We start from the raw sequence: 17,488 nt of genomic DNA, 5'->3' as shown, positions 1-17,488 counted from the left end.
GCAACCGCCCCCGTAGGCAGTGGCAGTCTGCAGAGACGAGGAAGACACCCGTGAGCGACGTCCGTAACGTGATCATTATCGGCTCGGGGCCCGCGGGTTACACCGCTGCGCTCTACACGGCCCGAGCGTCGCTGAACCCCCTGGTCTTCGAGGGTGCTGTGACCGCTGGTGGCGCCCTGATGAACACGACTGAGGTCGAGAACTTCCCCGGTTTCCGTGACGGCATCATGGGCCCGGACCTGATGGACAACATGCGGGCGCAGGCCGAGCGCTTCGGCGCGGAGCTGATCCCGGACGACATCATCGCCGTGGACCTGACCGGCGACATCAAGACCGTCACCGACACCGCCGGCACCGTGCACCGCGCCAAGGCCGTCATCGTCACCACGGGCTCCCAGCACCGCAAGCTCGGCCTCCCCAACGAGGACGCGCTCTCGGGCCGCGGTGTCTCCTGGTGCGCCACCTGCGACGGGTTCTTCTTCAAGGACCAGGACATCGCCGTCGTCGGCGGCGGCGACACCGCGATCGAGGAGGCCACCTTCCTCTCGCGCTTCGCCAAGACCGTCACGATCGTCCACCGCCGCGACAGCCTGCGTGCCTCCAAGGCCATGCAGGAGCGCGCATTCGCCGACCCGAAGATCTCGTTCGCCTGGGACAGCGAGGTCACCGAGATCCACGGCGAGCAGAAGCTCAGCGGTCTGACCCTGCGTGACACCAAGACCGGCGCGACCCGCGAGCTGGCCGTCACCGGCCTCTTCATCGCGGTGGGCCACGACCCGCGGACCGAGCTCTTCAAGGGCCAGCTGGAGCTGGACGAGGAGGGCTACCTGAAGGTCGCCGCGCCGTCGACCCGCACGAACGTCACGGGCGTCTTCGGTGCGGGCGACGTCGTCGACCACACCTACCGCCAGGCCATCACGGCCGCCGGTACCGGCTGCTCCGCCGCTCTCGACGCCGAGCGCTTCCTGGCCGCTCTCGCCGACAGCGAGAAGCTGGCCGAGACCCCCGCAGTCTGATCCTCGCTCTTCCTGACTCCACACCCCACGAAAACAAGGAGGCCGCCGTGGCCCTGAAGACTGTGACCGACGCTTCCTTCGAAGAGGACGTCCTCAAGAGCGACAAGCCCGTTCTGGTGGACTTCTGGGCGGCGTGGTGCGGCCCGTGCCGCCAGATCGCCCCGTCGCTGGAGGCCATCGCCGCGGAGCACGGCGAGATCGAGGTCGTGAAGCTCAACATCGACGAGAACCCGGCCACGGCCGCCAAGTACGGCGTCATGTCGATCCCGACGCTGAACGTCTACCAGGGCGGCGAGGTCGTGAAGACGATCGTCGGTGCCAAGCCGAAGGCCGCCATCCTGCGCGACCTGGACGCCTTCGTTAAGCCCGCGAACGGCTGACACGCTCTTTGTTTCACGTGAAACGTGCAACGTGAAACACGAACGGCCCGCCCCGACAAGGGGCGGGCCGTTCTCATGTTCCGGTGCCAGAGGTGCCAGAGGTGCTAGAGCGGCCTCAGGGCCGGCTCCTTCTTCACAGCGCCGAGCAGGCGGTCCAGGGCCATCTCGACGTCCTCCTTCCAGGAGAGCGTCGTCCGGAGCTCCAGCCTCAGCCGGGGGAACGCGTGGTGCGGGCGGACCGTCTTGAAGCCCACGGACAGGAGATGGTCGGCCGGCAGCACACAGGCCGGCTCCTTCCATCGGGCATCGCCGAACGCCTCGATCGCCTTGAAGCCCCGCCGCATCACGTCCTTGGCCACGGTCTGCACGACCATCCGGCCCAGCCCCTGGCCCTGATATCCCGGCATGATCCAGGCCGTCATCAGCTGCACGGCGTCCGCCGCCACCGGACTGGTCGGGAAGGACGTCGACCGCGGCACATAGGCCGGGGGAGCGTAGAGGACGTAGCCGACGGGCACCTCGTCCACGTAGACCACCCGTCCGCAGGACCCCCACTCCAGGAGGACGGCGGAGATCCAGGCTTCCTTCTCCGGCCCCGGACGCCCCGCCTTCACGGCGGCCTCCCCGCTGACCGGGTCGAGCTCCCAGAAGACACAGGAGCGACATCGCTGGGGAAGGTCCGGAAGGTTGTCCAGCGTGAGCGGTACGAGCCGACGCCCCACGGCTGCCCCTCGCTTCCCTCGCCACCGAGCACGAATACGCCTCTCGGAATCGTATCGACCGGGCGATCAGGGGGACACCGCTCCCAGGCAAAGGGCGGGCCGGACTCCGGTGATGACCGGAACACGACCCGCCCTGGGCGGCCTCAGCGCAACGAGAACGTCAGCTCTGCTCGGCGTTCTTCTGGTCCATGACCTTCCCCTCGCCGGGGGCGAGGGTCGAGAGGATCCGGTCCAGGTCGTCCATCGACGCGAACTCGACGACGATCTTGCCCTTCTTCTGCCCTAGGTCGACCTTCACCCGGGTCTCGAAGCGGTCCGAGAGCCGGGTGGCGAGATCGGTGAGCGCCGGCGAGACGCGTCCTCCGGCACGCGGGCCCTTCGCCTTGACCGCGGCGGGTGCCTCGGAGCCCATGAGGCTCACGATCTCCTCGACGGTACGCACGGAGAGGCCCTCGGCGACGATCCGGTAGGCCAGCTGGTCCTGGGCCTCCGCGTCCTCCACGCCGAGCAGGGCCCGCGCGTGACCGGCGGAGAGCACACCGGCGGCGACCCTCCGCTGCACCGGAAGGGAGAGACGGAGCAGACGCAGCGTGTTGGAGATCTGCGGGCGGGAGCGCCCGATCCGATCCGCGAGCTGGTCATGGGTGCAGCCGAAGTCCTTGAGCAGCTGCTCGTAGGCGTGAGCCTCTTCGATCGCGTTCAGCTGGGCCCGGTGGAGGTTCTCCAGGAGGGCGTCCAGGAGCATCTTCTCGTCATCGGTGTCCCGGACGATGGCCGGGATCAGCTCGAGACCGGCCTCCTTCGATGCCCGCAGACGACGCTCACCCATGACGAGCTCGTAGCGCTCGTCATCGACCTTGCGCACCACCACGGGCTGGAGCAGGCCGACCTCCTTGATGGAGACGACGAGCTCCGCCAGCGCGTCCTCGTCGAAGACCTCACGAGGCTGGTGCCGGTTGGGAACGACGGCGTCGAGCGGAAGCTCGGTGAAGTAGGCACCGGCCGGCGGCTGCGGCGGAGCCGCCGTCTCGGCCTCGCTCCACGAGCCCGCCGCGTCGGGGGACGGGCTGCTGTGCGGGAGCGATGCCAGCTTCGCCGCGGCCACACCCCGCTCCGAGGTCAGGACGGGGCCGGCACCGGCGGAGGTCGCCCCCGCTCCGACACCGACCATCGGCGTCTGCCGTTCCTGGGGAGCCGAAGGGATCAGCGAACCGAGCCCACGCCCCAATCCCCTACGTCGCTCACTCACTGGATCCCCTCCGACATGCTGCGCTGGTTGTTCTGGTGCCCTGCATGGGCGTGCTGCGGGTCGTAGTGCACGGCAACACCCCGCAGGGCGATCTCACGAGCCGCTTCCAAGTACGACAGGGCGCCGCTGGAGCCCGGGTCGTAGGTGAGAACGGTCTGCCCGTAACTCGGTGCCTCGGAGATACGGACGGACCGGGGAATGCTGGTCCTCAGCACCTCTTCGGCGAAGTGCGTGCGCACCTCGTCGGCGACCTGGGAGGCGAGCCTCGTCCGGCCGTCGTACATGGTGAGCAGGATCGTCGAGACGTGGAGCCCCGGGTTCAGATGTCCCCGGACCAGTTCGACGTTCCGCAGGAGCTGGCCGAGGCCCTCCAGCGCGTAGTACTCGCACTGGATCGGGATCAGCACCTCGGCTCCCGCCACCATGGCGTTGACCGTGAGCAGGCCGAGTGAGGGCGGGCAGTCGATCAGGATGTAGTCGAGCGGCTGCTCGTAGGCCTGGATCGCCCGCTGCAGGCGGCTCTCGCGCGCCACCAGCGACACCAGCTCGATCTCCGCACCGGCGAGATCGATGGTCGCGGGGGCACAGAAGAGGCCCTCGACATCCAGCACCGGCTGCACCACCTCGGACAGCGGCCGGCTGTCCACCAGGACGTCGTAGATCGAGGGGACCTCGGCGTGGTGGTCGATGCCGAGCGCCGTGGAAGCGTTGCCCTGCGGGTCCAGGTCGATGACCAGGACCCGGGCGCCGTGCAGGGCCAGAGAGGCGGCAAGGTTGACCGTCGTGGTCGTCTTGCCCACGCCGCCCTTCTGGTTGGCGACCACCATCACACGCGTCTGGGCCGGTCGGGGAAGTCCCTCACCGGCACGACCCAGGGCTTCTACTGCCAGTTGGGCAGCACGACCAATGGGGGTGTCGTCCATTGGGGGCAATGTTTCACGTGAAACATCCTCCCCCACCGATTCGGTTCGGGGACCGGGGACCGGATCGGTCATCGGTCCCGCGATGTTGGCGTCGGACCGCAAGGATTCACTCTCCTCGGCTTCAGGCTCGCGATGAGCAGAGCCTGCCATGCTTTCGGGGTCGTGAACCAGCGAGGTCGGTGGTTCTGTGGGTGAATCCACCTCTGTGGACAACTCCGTAACCCTCGCGAGTGGCTTCGCGAGGGGCTTACGGTCCCGGGGCGTGGCAGCCGCGCGACCGCGGCTGATGATCCCCTGCAGCAGGGAGTGACGTTTCACGTGAAACACCATGCCCCTGCTGCCCGGTCGGAGCCGTTCGACACTCCGAAATGGTGCGTATGCGACGCTCAGCGGCGTCGACGGGTCTTGCTCGTCCGGGCGGCCTTGGCGCGCTTGGCCGCGAACCGCACACCGCCCGGGCTCTCGCCGACCTCCACCCGGACGACCGTGGACAGCGGATCGACGATCCCCTCGCCCACGTGCAGCACCGAGGTCTCCACCACACCGAGCTTGGAGAGCGCGGCGCGAGCACCGTTGAGCTCCTCCTCCGCGGTGTCGCCCTTGAGGGCCAGCATCTCGCCGTACGGGCGGAGCAGAGGAACGCCCCAGCCGGCCAGCCGGTCCAGCGGAGCCACCGCGCGAGCGGTCACCACGTGGACGGGTGTGATCTTGCCGAGCATCTCCTCCGCGCGGCCACGGACCACGGTGACGTGGTCGAGGCCCAGCAGCTCGACGACTTCCTGGAGGAAGTTCGTCCTGCGCAGCAGCGGCTCCAGGAGAGTGATCTTGAGGTCCGGCCGGACCAGAGCCAGCGGGATGCCGGGAAGACCGGCTCCCGAGCCCACGTCGCAGACCGTGACGCCCTCGGGGACGACCTCCGAGAGGACGGCACAGTTCAGCATGTGCCGCTCCCACAGCCGCGGGACCTCCCGCGGGCCGATCAGGCCGCGCTTCACACCCGCGTCCGCGAGGAGCTCCGCGTACCGCACGGCCTCCGGGAAGTACTCACCGAAGACCGTCCGCGCCTGCTCCGGCGCCTCCGGGAGCACCGCTTCCTCCGTCACGGGAACCGTCCTTCCGTACCGCACGCAATCCTGCGAGCGCACTGTGGTGGCTGACTATCAGGCTGACAAAGATCGGCCCCGCCTGCGAACAGACGGGGCCGACACTACGAGAAGGATCAGGCCGGGAGCACGACGACGAAGCGCTCCGGCTCCTCGCCCTCGGACTCGCTGCGCAGACCGGCGGCGGCGATCGCGTCGTGCACGACCTTGCGCTCGAACGGGGTCATCGGGTCCAGCTTGACCGGCGCCCCGGACGACTTCACCTCGTCCGCGGCCTTGGCACCCAGCTCGGCGAGCTCGGTGCGCTTCTGGGCGCGGAAACCGGCGATGTCGAGCATGAGCCGGCTGCGGTCACCGGTCTCACGGTGCACTGCCAGACGGGTCAGCTCCTGGAGGGCCTCCAGGACCTCACCGTCGCGACCCACGAGCTTCTGCAGGTCACGGCTGCTGGAGTCGCTGACGATCGAGACCGCGGCGCGGTCCGCCTCGACGTCCATGTCGATGTCGCCGTCGAGATCGGCGATGTCGAGCAGACCCTCGAGGTAGTCGGCCGCGATCTCACCCTCCTGCTCGAGGCGGGTCAGGGTGTCGCCACCCTCGGCGGCAGCGGAGGTGATGCCTTCCGTCACGGATGGTCTCCTTCTTACTTCTTGGACGACGGGTGCTTGGGCCGCTGCTGGCCCTTGCGCTGACCGGACTTGCCCTGGCGGGAGCCTCCGGAGTTGGCACGGGGGCGCGCGGGCTTGTCGCCCTGCGCCTGGTCCTTCGCCTCGTCCTTCGTCTCGGCGTCGGCCTCGGCGTCGGCCTTCGCCGAATCCTGCGGCTTCTTCTCCAGCGAGGTGGTCGCCTGCTCGGCGGCCGGCTCGGAGCCTTCCTCGGCGTCCTTCGCCGCGGCCTGCTGCGCCGCGCCGGCCTGGCGCTGGGCCTTGGTCTGACGCTTGGGCTGCTGCCGCTTGGCGGTGGCGCCGCCCTCGGCATCGGCCTCGATCGTGTCGCTCTTGATCACGGTGCCGTCGGCCTGGGCCGCGAAGCCGGCCTTGCTCAGACCCGCGAAGAAGCGGCGCTCGTTCTCGTTGCGGTCGCTGCCCTTGGCGACGATGACCTTGACGATGTTCTTCCGACGACGGCCGCGGACCTCGCCATGCGTGCTGATGCCCTTCAGGAGGCGCTGGAGGTAGGAGTCCTGCGCCTTGCTGCCCGGGGTCGGGTTCTGGCTGATCACGTACATCTGCTGGCCCATGGTCCACACGTTGGTGGTCAGCCAGTAGACGAGGACACCGACGGGGAAGTTGACACCCATGACGGCGAAGATCACCGGGAAGATGTACATGAGCATCTTCTGCTGCTGCATGTACGGGGTCTTCACCGAGAGGTCGACGTTCTTCATCATCAGCTGGCGCTGCGTGAAGAACTGCGAGGCCGACATCATGATGATCATGATCGCGGTGACGATGCGGACCGAGGTCAGCGAAGCGTCGAGAGCGGCGACCTCAGCGGCGGTGTCCGTGAACTTCGAGGCCAGCGGGGCACCGAAGATGTGGGCCTGACGGGCGCTGGCGAGCAGCGGGCCGTCGATGACCCCGATCTCCTTGCCCGAGGCGATGGCCGAGAGCACGTGGTACAGGGCGAAGAAGAACGGCGACTGCGCCAGGATGGGAAGGCACGAGGAGAGCGGGTTGGTACCCGTCTCCTTGTACAGCTTCATCATCTCTTCGGACTGACGCTGCTTGTCGCTCTTGTAGCGCTCCTGGATCGCCTTCATCTTCGGCTGGAGCGCCTGCATGTTCCGCGTCGACTTGATCTGCTTGACGAACAGCGGGATCAGACAGATACGGATCAGCACCACGAGAGACACGATGGACAGGCCCCAGGCCCAGCCCGTGTCAGGGCCGAAGATCGCCCCGTACACCTTGTGGAACTGGACGATGACCCAGGAAACGGGCCAGGTGATGAAGCTGAACAGACTGGCAATCGTGTCCACTAATCAGGCTCCTTGAGCATTGGGCGAAGTCTCGGCGGCCGGGCTCGTCTCGGCGGGGGACCCGCCCTTGTCGCCGCGCAGCGCGTTCCTCAGCATTTCGTGCCAGCGAGGGCGCTTCCGCGGGGGGACATGGTCCACACCGCCGGGCGACCACGGGTTGCACCGCAGGATGCGCCAGGCGGTCAGGGCTGTGCCCTTGATCGCGCCATGCCGGTCGATGGCCGTGAATCCGTAGTGGGAACACGACGGGTAGTACCGGCAGACGGGCCCCAGAAGAGGGCTGATCGTCCACTGGTACAGCTTGATGAGAGCCAGCAGCGGGTACTTCATCGCGCGCCCCCTCCCAGCAACCGCTGAAAAGCGGCGTCCAGGTCTCGGGCCAGCTGTGCGTGGTCGGCGTCACCGGCTCCGGGCAACGCCCGTACGACCACCAGGCTACCGGGGGGCAGCTCGGACAGTCGGTCGCGGAGGAGATGGCGCAGGCGACGCTTCACCTGGGTGCGTACGACCGCACCGCCTACGGCCTTGCTCACGACGAAACCCGCACGCGTCGGGGGAGCGCTCTCCCCAGGCGCGTGCGGGTCCGTTGCACCGCTGCGTAGGTGGACGACGAGGAGCGGGCGACCGGCCCGGCGACCTCGGCGTACCGCGGTTGCGAAGTCCTCGCGCCGCCTCAGCCGATTCTCGGTAGGCAGCACGTCATGACCTGTTTAAGTGGATCAGGCGGACAGGCTCGCGCGACCCTTGCCACGGCGGTTCGCCAGGATGGCGCGGCCGGCGCGGGTGCGCATGCGCAGGCGGAAGCCGTGGGTCTTCGCGCGACGACGGTTGTTCGGCTGGAAGGTGCGCTTGCTCACTCGGGGGCTCCAGAAATGATTCGGGTGGAGGCGGGACATCGCCTGGCTGTCACCGTGCGCCCACGAGTAGCTCGTAACGCCCGATAGCACCGCTTCGCGACCACAAGCGTGGTCTTTGCCCATCGGAGGCAGGCGGCAGCAGCCATCGACAACTCGACCTGGTCACGGTACGCGCGGCTACGCCATCCGGTCAAACCGACCTGTCGCCATGGTCCATTATGCACAGGCTGTGGACAACAACTTGAACCACGTCAGCCGCCCCGACTACCGTGGTGAGACTCCACAGTCTTTTCCGTTCTGTCCTCACCTGTCCTCAACGGACCCGTCCTCACGGACTTCGACCCACCGTCCCCGAGAACCACACCATCGTGGGACCTGCGAGAAAGCGTGCCCCGTGGCTGACGTACCTGCCGATCTTGCCGCAGTGTGGCCACGCGTCCTCGAGTACCTCCTCGGCGAAGGCCAGCAGGGAATCGAAGCCAAGGACAAGCAGTGGATCGAGCGCTGCCAGCCGCTGGCCCTGGTCGCGGACACCGCCCTCCTCGCCGTGCCCAACGAGTGGGGCAAGCGCGTCCTCGAAGGCCGGCTCGCCCCGCTGATCAGCGAGACCCTGAGCCGTGAGTGCGGACGCCCGATCCGGATCGCGATCACCGTCGACGACTCCGTCGGCGAACCGACCCCGCCCGCGCCTCCCGTGCAGCAGTCCCGATACGACGAGCGCCAGCCCGAGCCGTACGAGAAGTACGAAGGCTACGGTCACCGCCCGATGCCCGACGACGGGCTGCCCACCGCGCGCCCGGCCTATCCGGACTACCAGCAGCCGCAGCGGCCCGACCCCGGCGCCTGGCCGCGCACCCAGGAGGACCTGTCCTGGCAGCAGCCGCGGCTCGGCGGTTACCAGGAGCGCGCCCCGTACACGGGCCCGGACCAGTCCCGGCAGCCCCGCTACGACGAGCCCTCCCGGGGATACGAGCAGCCGCAGCGGCCCGAGCGCGCCGAGCTGCCCGACCCGCAGGGCCACGGCGCCCGCCCCGGCCCGCGGCCGGGCGGCGGTCCGGTCCACGGCGGTCCCGGTTCCTCTTCCTCCGGGCAGGGCGCCGGCGCACCGGGCGAGCAGCACGCGCGGCTGAACCCCAAGTACCTCTTCGACACCTTCGTCATCGGTTCCTCGAACCGCTTCGCGCACGCCGCCGCCGTCGCGGTGGCCGAGGCGCCGGCGAAGGCGTACAACCCGCTCTTCATCTACGGGGAGTCGGGGCTCGGCAAGACCCACCTGCTGCACGCCATCGGCCACTACGCGCGGAGCCTCTACCCGGGCACGCGCGTGCGGTACGTGAGCTCCGAGGAGTTCACCAACGAGTTCATCAACTCGATCCGCGACGGCAAGGGCGACGCCTTCCGCAAGCGCTACCGCGATGTGGACATCCTGCTCGTCGACGACATCCAGTTCCTCGCGAGCAAGGAGTCGACGCAGGAGGAGTTCTTCCACACCTTCAATACGCTGCACAACGCCAACAAGCAGATCGTGCTCTCCTCGGACCGGCCGCCCAAGCAGCTGGTGACCCTGGAGGACCGGCTCCGCAACCGCTTCGAGTGGGGTCTCACCACCGACGTGCAGCCGCCCGAGCTGGAGACGCGGATCGCGATCCTCCGCAAGAAGGCCGTGCAGGAGCAGCTCAACGCCCCGCCGGAGGTGCTGGAGTTCATCGCGTCCCGGATCTCGCGGAACATCCGCGAGCTGGAGGGCGCGTTGATCCGGGTGACGGCCTTCGCGAGCCTCAACCGGCAGCCGGTGGACCTGGGACTCACCGAGATCGTCCTCAAGGACCTGATCCCCGGCGGCGAGGACAGCTCGCCGGAGATCACCGCCCCCGCGATCATGGCGGCCACGGCCGACTACTTCGGGCTGACGGTGGAGGACCTCTGCGGATCGTCGCGCAGCCGTGTCCTGGTGACGGCGCGGCAGATCGCCATGTACCTGTGTCGTGAGCTGACGGACCTGTCGTTGCCGAAGATCGGCGCGCAGTTCGGCGGCCGCGACCATACGACGGTGATGCACGCGGACCGGAAGATCCGTGCCCTGATGGCGGAGCGGCGCTCCATCTACAACCAGGTCACCGAGCTCACGAACCGCATCAAGAACGGCTGACAGCGGTCCCTGAAGGGCGCTCCAGGACACCTCCTGGGGCGCCCTTCGGCGTTCTCGAACCCCTTCCGGGAGCGCCCGTGTTCGTTGTGCACAGCTGTGTACGAGCGCGGGGTGTTCGATTACTCCGTTCCGGTGGCGGGTTCTCCACAGATTGGGGGATGATCTCCCGTCCACAGGGTGGGGACTGTCGAGTTATCCGGATTGTGTCCACAGGTCCGGCTGGTGACAGATCATCACCCCAGGTCAGGCCCTTGTGGATTTGTTGGCAACTTCTTTCCACAGCCTGTGGATGAAATCTTCGTCCACAGGGGGCCCGGAAAGTTGTCCACTGGCTGCCCACAGGGGGTCGGTGGTTGCCCACAGCTTCTCCACACCCCTGTCCACTGTTCGGCAACGAATCGCCCGGCCTCACCGCGTCGAGTGAAAGCGGTCACACCAAGGGAGACGGTTGGGCTGTGGGGAACGTGGGTAAAGCTGGGGACAGCGCTGGGGAGAACTCCCCATGGCCTGTGTACCGGGTGTGCAGAACTTTTGGGTGTCCACAGAGAGCCCCGGTTTTCCACCGGTTCCACCCACAGGGTCGGTGGACAAAAAAACGGGTCTGACCTGGTAAAACGACGTTATCCACCGTTTCCACAGGCCCTACTACTACTCCCACTTAGAGTTAGCTAGGAATCCGCTTCGAAGTGGGGCCTGTGCACAACTCGGCGCCGGAGCTCCGACGCGCCCTCGTCGCGACTTGACCCCGAGCAGCACCGAGTGTCGGCGGCGTACGTCAGACTGGTTCCCGCAGTCGACGAAGAGCCAGCAACAAGCAGGAGGCGGTTCCGGTGAAGATCCGGGTGGAGCGCGACGTACTTGCCGAGGCGGTGGCCTGGGTGGCCCGCAGCCTCCCGGCCCGTCCGCCGGCGCCCGTACTCGCGGGCCTTCTGCTGAAGGCCGAGGACGGCGCGCTGAGCTTCTCGAGCTTCGACTACGAGGTCTCGGCCCGTGTCTCCGTCGAGGCGGAGGTCGAGGAGGACGGCACCGTCCTCGTCTCCGGCCGGCTGCTCGCCGACATCTGCCGCGCCCTGCCCAACCGTCCGGTGGAGATCTCCACAGACGGTGTACGGGCGACCGTGGTCTGCGGCTCCTCCCGCTTCACCCTCCACACCCTGCCCGTGGAGGAGTACCCGGCGCTGCCGGAGATGCCCACCGCGACCGGCACCGTCCCCGGTGAGGTCTTCGCCTCCGCCGCCGCCCAGGTGGCCATCGCCGCCGGCCGTGACGACACGCTGCCCGTCCTCACGGGTGTGCGCATCGAGATCGAGGGCGACACGGTCACCCTGGCCTCCACCGACCGCTACCGCTTCGCGGTCCGCGAGTTCCTGTGGAAGCCGGAGTCCCCGGACGCCTCCGCGGTCGCCCTGGTGCCCGCGAAGACCCTCCTGGACACCGCGAAGGCGCTCACGAGCGGCGACACGGTCACCCTGGCGCTCTCCGGCTCCGGCAAGGGCGAGGGCCTCATCGGCTTCGAGGGCGCGGGCCGCCGCACCACCACCCGGCTGCTCGAGGGCGACCTGCCGAAGTACCGCACGCTCTTCCCCACCGAGTTCAACTCGGTCGCGGTGATCGAGACCGCGCCCTTCGTCGAGGCCGTCAAGCGCGTGGCCCTGGTCGCCGAGCGCAACACCCCGGTCCGGCTGAGCTTCGAGCAGGGCGTGCTGATCCTGGAGGCCGGCTCCAGCGACGACGCACAGGCTGTGGAGCGTGTGGACGCGCAGCTGGAGGGCGACGACATCTCGATCGCCTTCAACCCGACCTTCCTCCTGGACGGCCTGAGCGCGATCGACTCCCCCGTCGCCCAGCTCTCCTTCACGACCTCCACCAAGCCGGCGCTGCTCAGCGGCAAGCCCGCCGTGGACGCCGAGGCGGACGAGGCGTACAAGTACCTGATCATGCCGGTCCGCCTCAGCGGCTGACCTGCGCCGAGGCTCATCGGGGGTCGTCGCCTGAGCGGCTGACCCCACAGGTGTGCACCCGGGCCCGGGCGTAGGCTCGGACCCGGGTAAACCGCACACGACGCTTAAGGAATCTCTGATGGAGCTCGGTCTCGTCGGTCTCGGCAAGATGGGCGGCAACATGCGCGAGCGCATCCGCCGCGCAGGCCACACCGTCATCGGATACGACCGCAACCCGGACCTCGCCGATGTCCACAGCCTCGAAGAGCTTGTGGGCAAGCTCAAGGGTCCGCGCGTCGTGTGGGTCATGGTCCCGGCCGGTGCCGCGACCCAGTCCACGATCGACGAGCTGGCCGATCTGCTCTCCCCCGGCGACATCGTCGTGGACGGCGGGAACTCCCGCTGGACCGACGACGAGAAGCACGCCGAGGAGCTCGCCGCCAAGGGCATCGGGTTCGTCGACTGCGGCGTCTCCGGCGGCGTCTGGGGCCTGGAGAACGGCTACGCGCTGATGTACGGCGGCTCCGCCGAGGACGTGGCGAAGGTCCAGCCGATCTTCGACGCCCTCAAGCCCGAGGGCGAGTTCGGCTCGGTCCACGCGGGCAAGGTCGGCGCCGGCCACTTCGCGAAGATGGTCCACAACGGCATCGAGTACGCGATGATGCAGGCCTACGCCGAGGGCTGGGAGCTCCTGGAGAAGGTCGACTCCGTCACCGACGTGCGCGAGGTCTTCCGCTCCTGGCAGGAGGGCACGGTCATCCGTTCCTGGCTGCTGGACCTCGCGGTGAACGCGCTGGACGAGGACGAGCACCTGGACCAGCTGCGCGGCTACGCGTCGGACTCCGGCGAGGGCCGGTGGACCGTCGAGGCCGCCATCGACAACGCCGTACCACTGCCGGCGATCACCGCGTCGCTGTTCGCGCGGTTCGCGTCGCGGCAGGACGACTCCCCGCAGATGAAGATGATCGCCGCGCTGCGCAACCAGTTCGGTGGCCACGCGGTCGAGACGAAGAAGTAATCCACAGGCTGTGCACCCCGCGGTGCACAGTCGCCGGGGAAGAAGGTCGGCGCCCACCATGCACGTCACGCATCTGTCGCTGGCCGACTTCCGCTCGTACGCCCGGGTCGAGGTTCCGCTCGAGCCGGGCGTCACCGCGTTCGTGGGCGCGAACGGGCAGGGCAAGACCAATCTCGTCGAGGCCGTCGGCTATCTCGCGACCCTCGGCAGCCACCGTGTCGCCTCGGACGCCCCGCTCGTACGGATGGGCGCGGAGCGCGCCGTCATCCGGGCCGCCGTCACCCAGGGCGAGCGCTCCCAGCTGGTCGAGCTGGAGCTCAACCCGGGCCGGGCCAACCGTGCCCGTATCAACAGGTCCTCGCAGGTCAGGCCGCGTGACGTGCTGGGAATCGTCCGGACGGTGCTGTTCGCGCCGGAGGACCTCGCCCTGGTGAAGGGCGACCCCGGCGAGCGGCGGCGCTTCCTCGACGAGCTGATCACGGCGCGCACCCCGCGCATGGCGGGCGTGCGCTCCGACTACGAGCGCGTGCTCAAGCAGCGCAACACGCTCCTGAAGTCGGCGGCGATGGCCCGCCGGCACGGCGGCCGCGGCATGGACCTGTCCACGCTCGACGTCTGGGACCAGCACCTCGCGCACGCCGGGGCGGAGCTGCTCGCGCAGCGCCTCGACCTCATCCACACCCTGCAGCCGCTCGCCGACAAGGCGTACGAGCAGCTGGCGCCGGGCGGCGGACCGATTCTGCTGGAGTACCGTCCCTCCGCGCCGGGCGCCGGGCACACCCGCGAGGAGCTGTACGAGCAGCTGATCGCCGCCCTCGCCGAGGTCCGCAAGCAGGAGATCGAGCGGGGCGTCACGCTCGTCGGACCGCACCGGGACGAGCTGCTGCTCAAGCTCGGCGACCTGCCGGCGAAGGGGTACGCGAGTCACGGCGAGTCCTGGTCGTACGCGCTGGCGCTGCGGCTCGCCTCGTACGACCTGCTGCGCTCCGAGGGCAACGAGCCGGTCCTCGTCCTCGACGACGTCTTCGCCGAGCTGGACGCGCGGCGGCGCGAGCGGCTCGCGGAGCTGGTGGCCGGCGGTGAGCAGGTGCTGGTGACGGCGGCGGTCGACGACGACGTCCCGGGCGTGCTCGCGGGGACGCGGTACGAGGTGGCCGGCGGGACGGTGGAGCGGGTATGAGCGAGCAGCCGCCGCTCGGCGCCGGGGCGCAGGAGCAGCCGGAGACCCCCAGGATTCCCGAGGCCTCGGGAATCGACCTGGCGCGGGTCGCGCTGCGCGCGGCCAAGGAGCAGGCGAAGGCGCGGGGCGCCGCCGCCCAGCAGAAGAAGCAGGCCCGGCGCGGGGGCGGACTGCGGTCCGGCGCGCGCGCCGACGGGCGCGACCCGATGGCGCTCGGCGCGGCGATCAACCGGCTCATCACCGAGCGCGGCTGGGAGACCCCGGCGGCGGTCGGCGGCGTCATGGGGCGCTGGCCGCAGATCGTCGGCGAGGACCTGGCGAAGCACTGCGTACCGCTGAAGTTCGACGACGAGCCGGACGCGCGGGTCCTCACCGTGCAGTGCGACTCCACGGCGTGGGCGACGCAGCTGCGGCTGCTCGCGCCGCGGCTCGTGGCACGGCTGAACGAGGACCTGGGGCACGGGACGGTGCGGGTCATCAAGGTGCTGGGGCCGGGTGCGCCGCGGCGGGGGTACGGGCCGCTGCGGGCGCCGGGCAGCGTCGGGCCCGGGGACACGTACGGCTAGAGCGCCGGGCGGCCGGGCGGTGAGGGACCGGGCTCGAGGCAGGTCCTCGTGGTGCGGGTTCAGGCAGCAGGGCGTCGTGCGGGTGGGCTGTGCCCACCCTCCCCCAGAGGGGGCACCCCCAGCGCGGAACGATTGCCCACAGCCTGGCATCGGCCCGAAGCGCTAGGTGGCCGTCAGAGGGCTCTGGGGGCCCTGTCTGGATATGGGGAGTCGTCTTGGGTCTGCTCAGGGCGGCACATGCGGACTCAGGGACCGGCAAACCCCCATGAGTGTCGTCGCTACCGGTAGACTGGGAGACAATCCCGCCACCCTGCGGAACATGTCGAACGACGCAGCCGCTCCCGTATGCCCGGAGACCGGCCTGTGCTGTGCCAGAAAGGGCGCTTCGTGGCCGATTCCGGCAACCCCAACGAGAACAACCAGTACACCGCCAGCAACATCCAGGTCCTCGAAGGCCTGGATGCGGTGCGCAAGCGCCCTGGCATGTACATCGGCTCGACCGGTGAGCGCGGTCTGCACCACATGGTGCAGGAGGTCGTCGACAACTCGGTCGACGAAGCCCTGGCCGGCCACGCCGACACCATCGACGTGACGATCCTGCCCGACGGCGGCGTCCGCGTCATCGACAACGGCCGTGGCATCCCGGTGGGCATCGTGGCCTCCGAGGGCAAGCCGGCCGTCGAGGTCGTGCTGACCGTGCTGCACGCGGGCGGCAAGTTCGGCGGCGGCGGCTACGCCGTCTCCGGCGGTCTGCACGGTGTCGGTGTATCGGTCGTGAACGCCCTGTCCACCAAGGTCTCCGTCGAGATCTGGACGGACGGCCACCGCTGGACCCAGGACTACAAGATGGGCGCCCCGGTCGAGGCGCTCGTGCAGAACGAGGCGACCGACAGGACCGGCACCTCGGTCACCTTCTGGGCCGACCCGGACATCTTCGAGACGACCGAGTACTCCTTCGAGACGCTCTCGCGCCGCTTCCAGGAGATGGCCTTCCTCAACAAGGGCCTGACGATCACGCTCACCGACGAGCGCGAGTCCGCCAAGGCCACGGTCGGCGCCGACGACCCGGACGCCGAGGCGGCCGCGGAGCAGGCCGCGCGCACGGTGAAGTACCACTACGAGGGCGGCATCGTCGACTTCGTGAAGTACCTCAACTCGCGCAAGGGCGAGCTGGTCCACCCCACCGTGATCGACCTGGAGGCGGAGGACAAGGACAAGGCCCTGTCCCTCGAGGTCGCGATGCAGTGGAACAGCGGCTACAGCGAGGGCGTGTACTCCTTCGCCAACATCATCCACACCCACGAGGGCGGCACGCACGAGGAGGGCTTCCGTGCGGCGCTGACCTCGCTGATCAACAAGTACGCGCGGGACAAGAAGCTGCTCCGTGAGAAGGACGACAACCTCACGGGCGACGACATCCGCGAGGGTCTGACGGCGATCATCTCGGTCAAGCTGAGCGAGCCGCAGTTCGAGGGCCAGACCAAGACCAAGCTGGGCAACACGGAGGCGAAGACCTTCGTCCAGAAGGCGGTCTACGAGCACCTCAACGACTGGCTCGACCGGAACCCGGTCGAGGCCGCGGACATCATCCGCAAGTCGATCCAGGCCGCCACCGCGCGCGTGGCCGCCCGCAAGGCGCGCGACCTGACCCGCCGCAAGGGCCTGCTGGAGTCGGCGTCGCTGCCGGGCAAGCTGTCCGACTGCCAGTCGAACGACCCCGCCAAGTGCGAGATCTTCATCGTCGAGGGTGACTCCGCCGGCGGCTCGGCCAAGTCCGGCCGTAACCCGATGTACCAGGCCATCCTGCCGATCCGCGGCAAGATCCTGAACGTCGAGAAGGCCCGGATCGACAAGATCCTGCAGAACACCGAGGTCCAGGCGCTCATCTCGGCCTTCGGCACCGGTGTGCACGAGGACTTCGACATCGAGAAGCTCCGCTATCACAAGATCATCCTGATGGCGGACGCCGACGTCGACGGTCAGCACATCAACACCCTGCTGCTGACCTTCCTCTTCCGCTTCATGCGGCCGCTGGTCGAGGCCGGTCACGTCTACCTCTCGCGCCCGCCGCTCTACAAGATCAAGTGGGGCCGGGACGACTTCGAGTACGCGTACTCGGACCGCGAGCGGGACGCGCTCGTCGCGCTCGGCAAGCAGAACGGCAAGCGGATCAAGGAAGACTCGATCCAGCGCTTCAAGGGTCTCGGCGAGATGAACGCCGAGGAGCTGCGCGTCACGACCATGGACGTCGAGCACCGCGTGCTCGGCCAGGTCACCCTGGACGACGCGGCGCAGGCCGACGACCTGTTCTCGGTGCTGATGGGCGAGGACGTCGAGGCACGGCGCTCGTTCATCCAGCGCAACGCCAAGGACGTTCGCTTCCTCGACATCTGAGTCGGTCTCA

The 17,488-nt window shown here is 68.7% G+C and carries 17 protein-coding genes; 8 read left to right on the top strand and 9 right to left on the bottom strand.

Annotated features, from left to right (window positions below; all coding sequences use genetic code 11):
* Positions 1-50: 50 nt before the first annotated feature.
* A complete protein-coding gene (gene trxB / locus ACFC0G_RS05965; protein ID WP_376397854.1) occupies positions 51-1,016 on the top strand; it encodes a thioredoxin-disulfide reductase in 966 nt (321 codons plus the stop codon).
* Positions 1,017-1,063: 47 nt separating this feature from the next.
* On the top strand, positions 1,064-1,396 hold the full coding sequence (gene trxA, locus ACFC0G_RS05960; protein WP_376397851.1) for a thioredoxin: 333 nt from the start codon (positions 1,064-1,066) through the stop codon (positions 1,394-1,396).
* Positions 1,397-1,500: 104 nt separating this feature from the next.
* Here trxA and ACFC0G_RS05955 read toward each other — a convergent pair whose 3' ends face one another.
* The 9 genes from ACFC0G_RS05955 to rpmH form a co-directional block, all read right to left on the bottom strand.
* The gene (locus ACFC0G_RS05955) at positions 1,501-2,118 is read right to left on the bottom strand and encodes a GNAT family N-acetyltransferase (protein WP_376397848.1); all 618 of its coding nucleotides are present in this window, start codon (positions 2,116-2,118) and stop codon (positions 1,501-1,503) included.
* A gap of 160 nt (positions 2,119-2,278) precedes the next feature.
* Complete coding sequence (locus ACFC0G_RS05950; RefSeq protein ID WP_376397845.1) at positions 2,279-3,367, bottom strand: ParB/RepB/Spo0J family partition protein; 1,089 nt, start codon at positions 3,365-3,367, stop codon at positions 2,279-2,281.
* Positions 3,364-4,440 carry a ParA family protein gene (locus ACFC0G_RS05945; RefSeq protein ID WP_376397841.1) on the bottom strand — a complete coding sequence of 359 codons (1,077 nt, stop codon included), beginning with the start codon at positions 4,438-4,440 and terminating at the stop codon, positions 3,364-3,366. Before ACFC0G_RS05945 ends, ACFC0G_RS05950 begins: the two co-directional genes overlap by 4 nt.
* Positions 4,441-4,676: 236 nt before the next feature.
* On the bottom strand, positions 4,677-5,393 hold the full coding sequence (rsmG, locus tag ACFC0G_RS05940) for a 16S rRNA (guanine(527)-N(7))-methyltransferase RsmG (protein WP_376397838.1): 717 nt from the start codon (positions 5,391-5,393) through the stop codon (positions 4,677-4,679).
* Between the two features lie 116 nt (positions 5,394-5,509).
* Positions 5,510-6,022: a protein jag gene (locus tag ACFC0G_RS05935; protein ID WP_376397835.1), complete on the bottom strand. Its 513-nt coding sequence runs from the start codon at positions 6,020-6,022 to the stop codon at positions 5,510-5,512.
* 14 nt (positions 6,023-6,036) lie between these two features.
* Positions 6,037-7,374: a membrane protein insertase YidC gene (yidC, locus tag ACFC0G_RS05930; protein WP_376397832.1), complete on the bottom strand. Its 1,338-nt coding sequence runs from the start codon at positions 7,372-7,374 to the stop codon at positions 6,037-6,039.
* Between the two features lie 3 nt (positions 7,375-7,377).
* A complete protein-coding gene (gene yidD, locus ACFC0G_RS05925; RefSeq protein ID WP_352018112.1) occupies positions 7,378-7,704 on the bottom strand; it encodes a membrane protein insertion efficiency factor YidD in 327 nt (108 codons plus the stop codon).
* Positions 7,701-8,072 (bottom strand): ribonuclease P protein component, encoded by a 372-nt coding sequence (gene rnpA, locus ACFC0G_RS05920; RefSeq protein WP_078627236.1) that lies wholly within the window; start codon positions 8,070-8,072, stop codon positions 7,701-7,703. Before rnpA ends, yidD begins: the two co-directional genes overlap by 4 nt.
* A gap of 21 nt (positions 8,073-8,093) precedes the next feature.
* Entirely contained in the window at positions 8,094-8,231 is a 138-nt protein-coding gene (gene rpmH, locus ACFC0G_RS05915; RefSeq protein ID WP_006381191.1) for a 50S ribosomal protein L34, read from the bottom strand.
* Between the two features lie 394 nt (positions 8,232-8,625).
* On the opposite strand from rpmH, the gene dnaA reads away from it, so the two are divergent.
* The 6 genes from dnaA to gyrB all read left to right on the top strand — a co-directional run bounded on the left by dnaA (position 8,626) and on the right by gyrB (position 17,478).
* Positions 8,626-10,380 (top strand): chromosomal replication initiator protein DnaA, encoded by a 1,755-nt coding sequence (gene dnaA, locus ACFC0G_RS05910; RefSeq protein ID WP_376397828.1) that lies wholly within the window; start codon positions 8,626-8,628, stop codon positions 10,378-10,380.
* Positions 10,381-11,210: 830 nt separating this feature from the next.
* Positions 11,211-12,341 carry a DNA polymerase III subunit beta gene (dnaN, locus tag ACFC0G_RS05905; protein WP_030205035.1) on the top strand — a complete coding sequence of 377 codons (1,131 nt, stop codon included), beginning with the start codon at positions 11,211-11,213 and terminating at the stop codon, positions 12,339-12,341.
* A gap of 118 nt (positions 12,342-12,459) precedes the next feature.
* Positions 12,460-13,338 carry a phosphogluconate dehydrogenase (NAD(+)-dependent, decarboxylating) gene (gene gnd, locus ACFC0G_RS05900; RefSeq protein ID WP_141298773.1) on the top strand — a complete coding sequence of 293 codons (879 nt, stop codon included), beginning with the start codon at positions 12,460-12,462 and terminating at the stop codon, positions 13,336-13,338.
* 58 nt (positions 13,339-13,396) lie between these two features.
* Complete coding sequence (gene recF / locus ACFC0G_RS05895) at positions 13,397-14,518, top strand: DNA replication/repair protein RecF (protein WP_376397824.1); 1,122 nt, start codon at positions 13,397-13,399, stop codon at positions 14,516-14,518.
* Entirely contained in the window at positions 14,515-15,084 is a 570-nt protein-coding gene (locus tag ACFC0G_RS05890) for a DUF721 domain-containing protein (protein WP_376397821.1), read from the top strand. The genes recF and ACFC0G_RS05890 overlap by 4 nt, the downstream gene beginning before the upstream one ends.
* Positions 15,085-15,447: 363 nt before the next feature.
* Positions 15,448-17,478: a DNA topoisomerase (ATP-hydrolyzing) subunit B gene (gyrB, locus tag ACFC0G_RS05885; RefSeq protein WP_376397818.1), complete on the top strand. Its 2,031-nt coding sequence runs from the start codon at positions 15,448-15,450 to the stop codon at positions 17,476-17,478.
* Positions 17,479-17,488 lie beyond the last annotated feature (10 nt).

The organism is Streptomyces sp. NPDC056169 (assembly GCF_042268445.1).
GTDB lineage: Bacteria > Actinomycetota > Actinomycetes > Streptomycetales > Streptomycetaceae > Streptomyces.
Note: the sequence above shows the minus strand (reverse complement) of the source record. Positions and strands in the feature narration are given on the sequence as shown.

Coding starts and splice junctions, on each gene's coding strand:
- recF (WP_376397824.1), top strand. CDS start 13,397: ATGCACGTCACGCATCTGTCGCTGGCCGACTTCCGCTCGTACGCCCGG.
- ACFC0G_RS05945 (WP_376397841.1), bottom strand. CDS start 4,440: ATGGCAGGCTCTGCTCATCGCGAGCCTGAAGCCGAGGAGAGTGAATCC.
- yidD (WP_352018112.1), bottom strand. CDS start 7,704: ATGAAGTACCCGCTGCTGGCTCTCATCAAGCTGTACCAGTGGACGATC.
- ACFC0G_RS05890 (WP_376397821.1), top strand. CDS start 14,515: ATGAGCGAGCAGCCGCCGCTCGGCGCCGGGGCGCAGGAGCAGCCGGAG.
- gnd (WP_141298773.1), top strand. CDS start 12,460: ATGGAGCTCGGTCTCGTCGGTCTCGGCAAGATGGGCGGCAACATGCGC.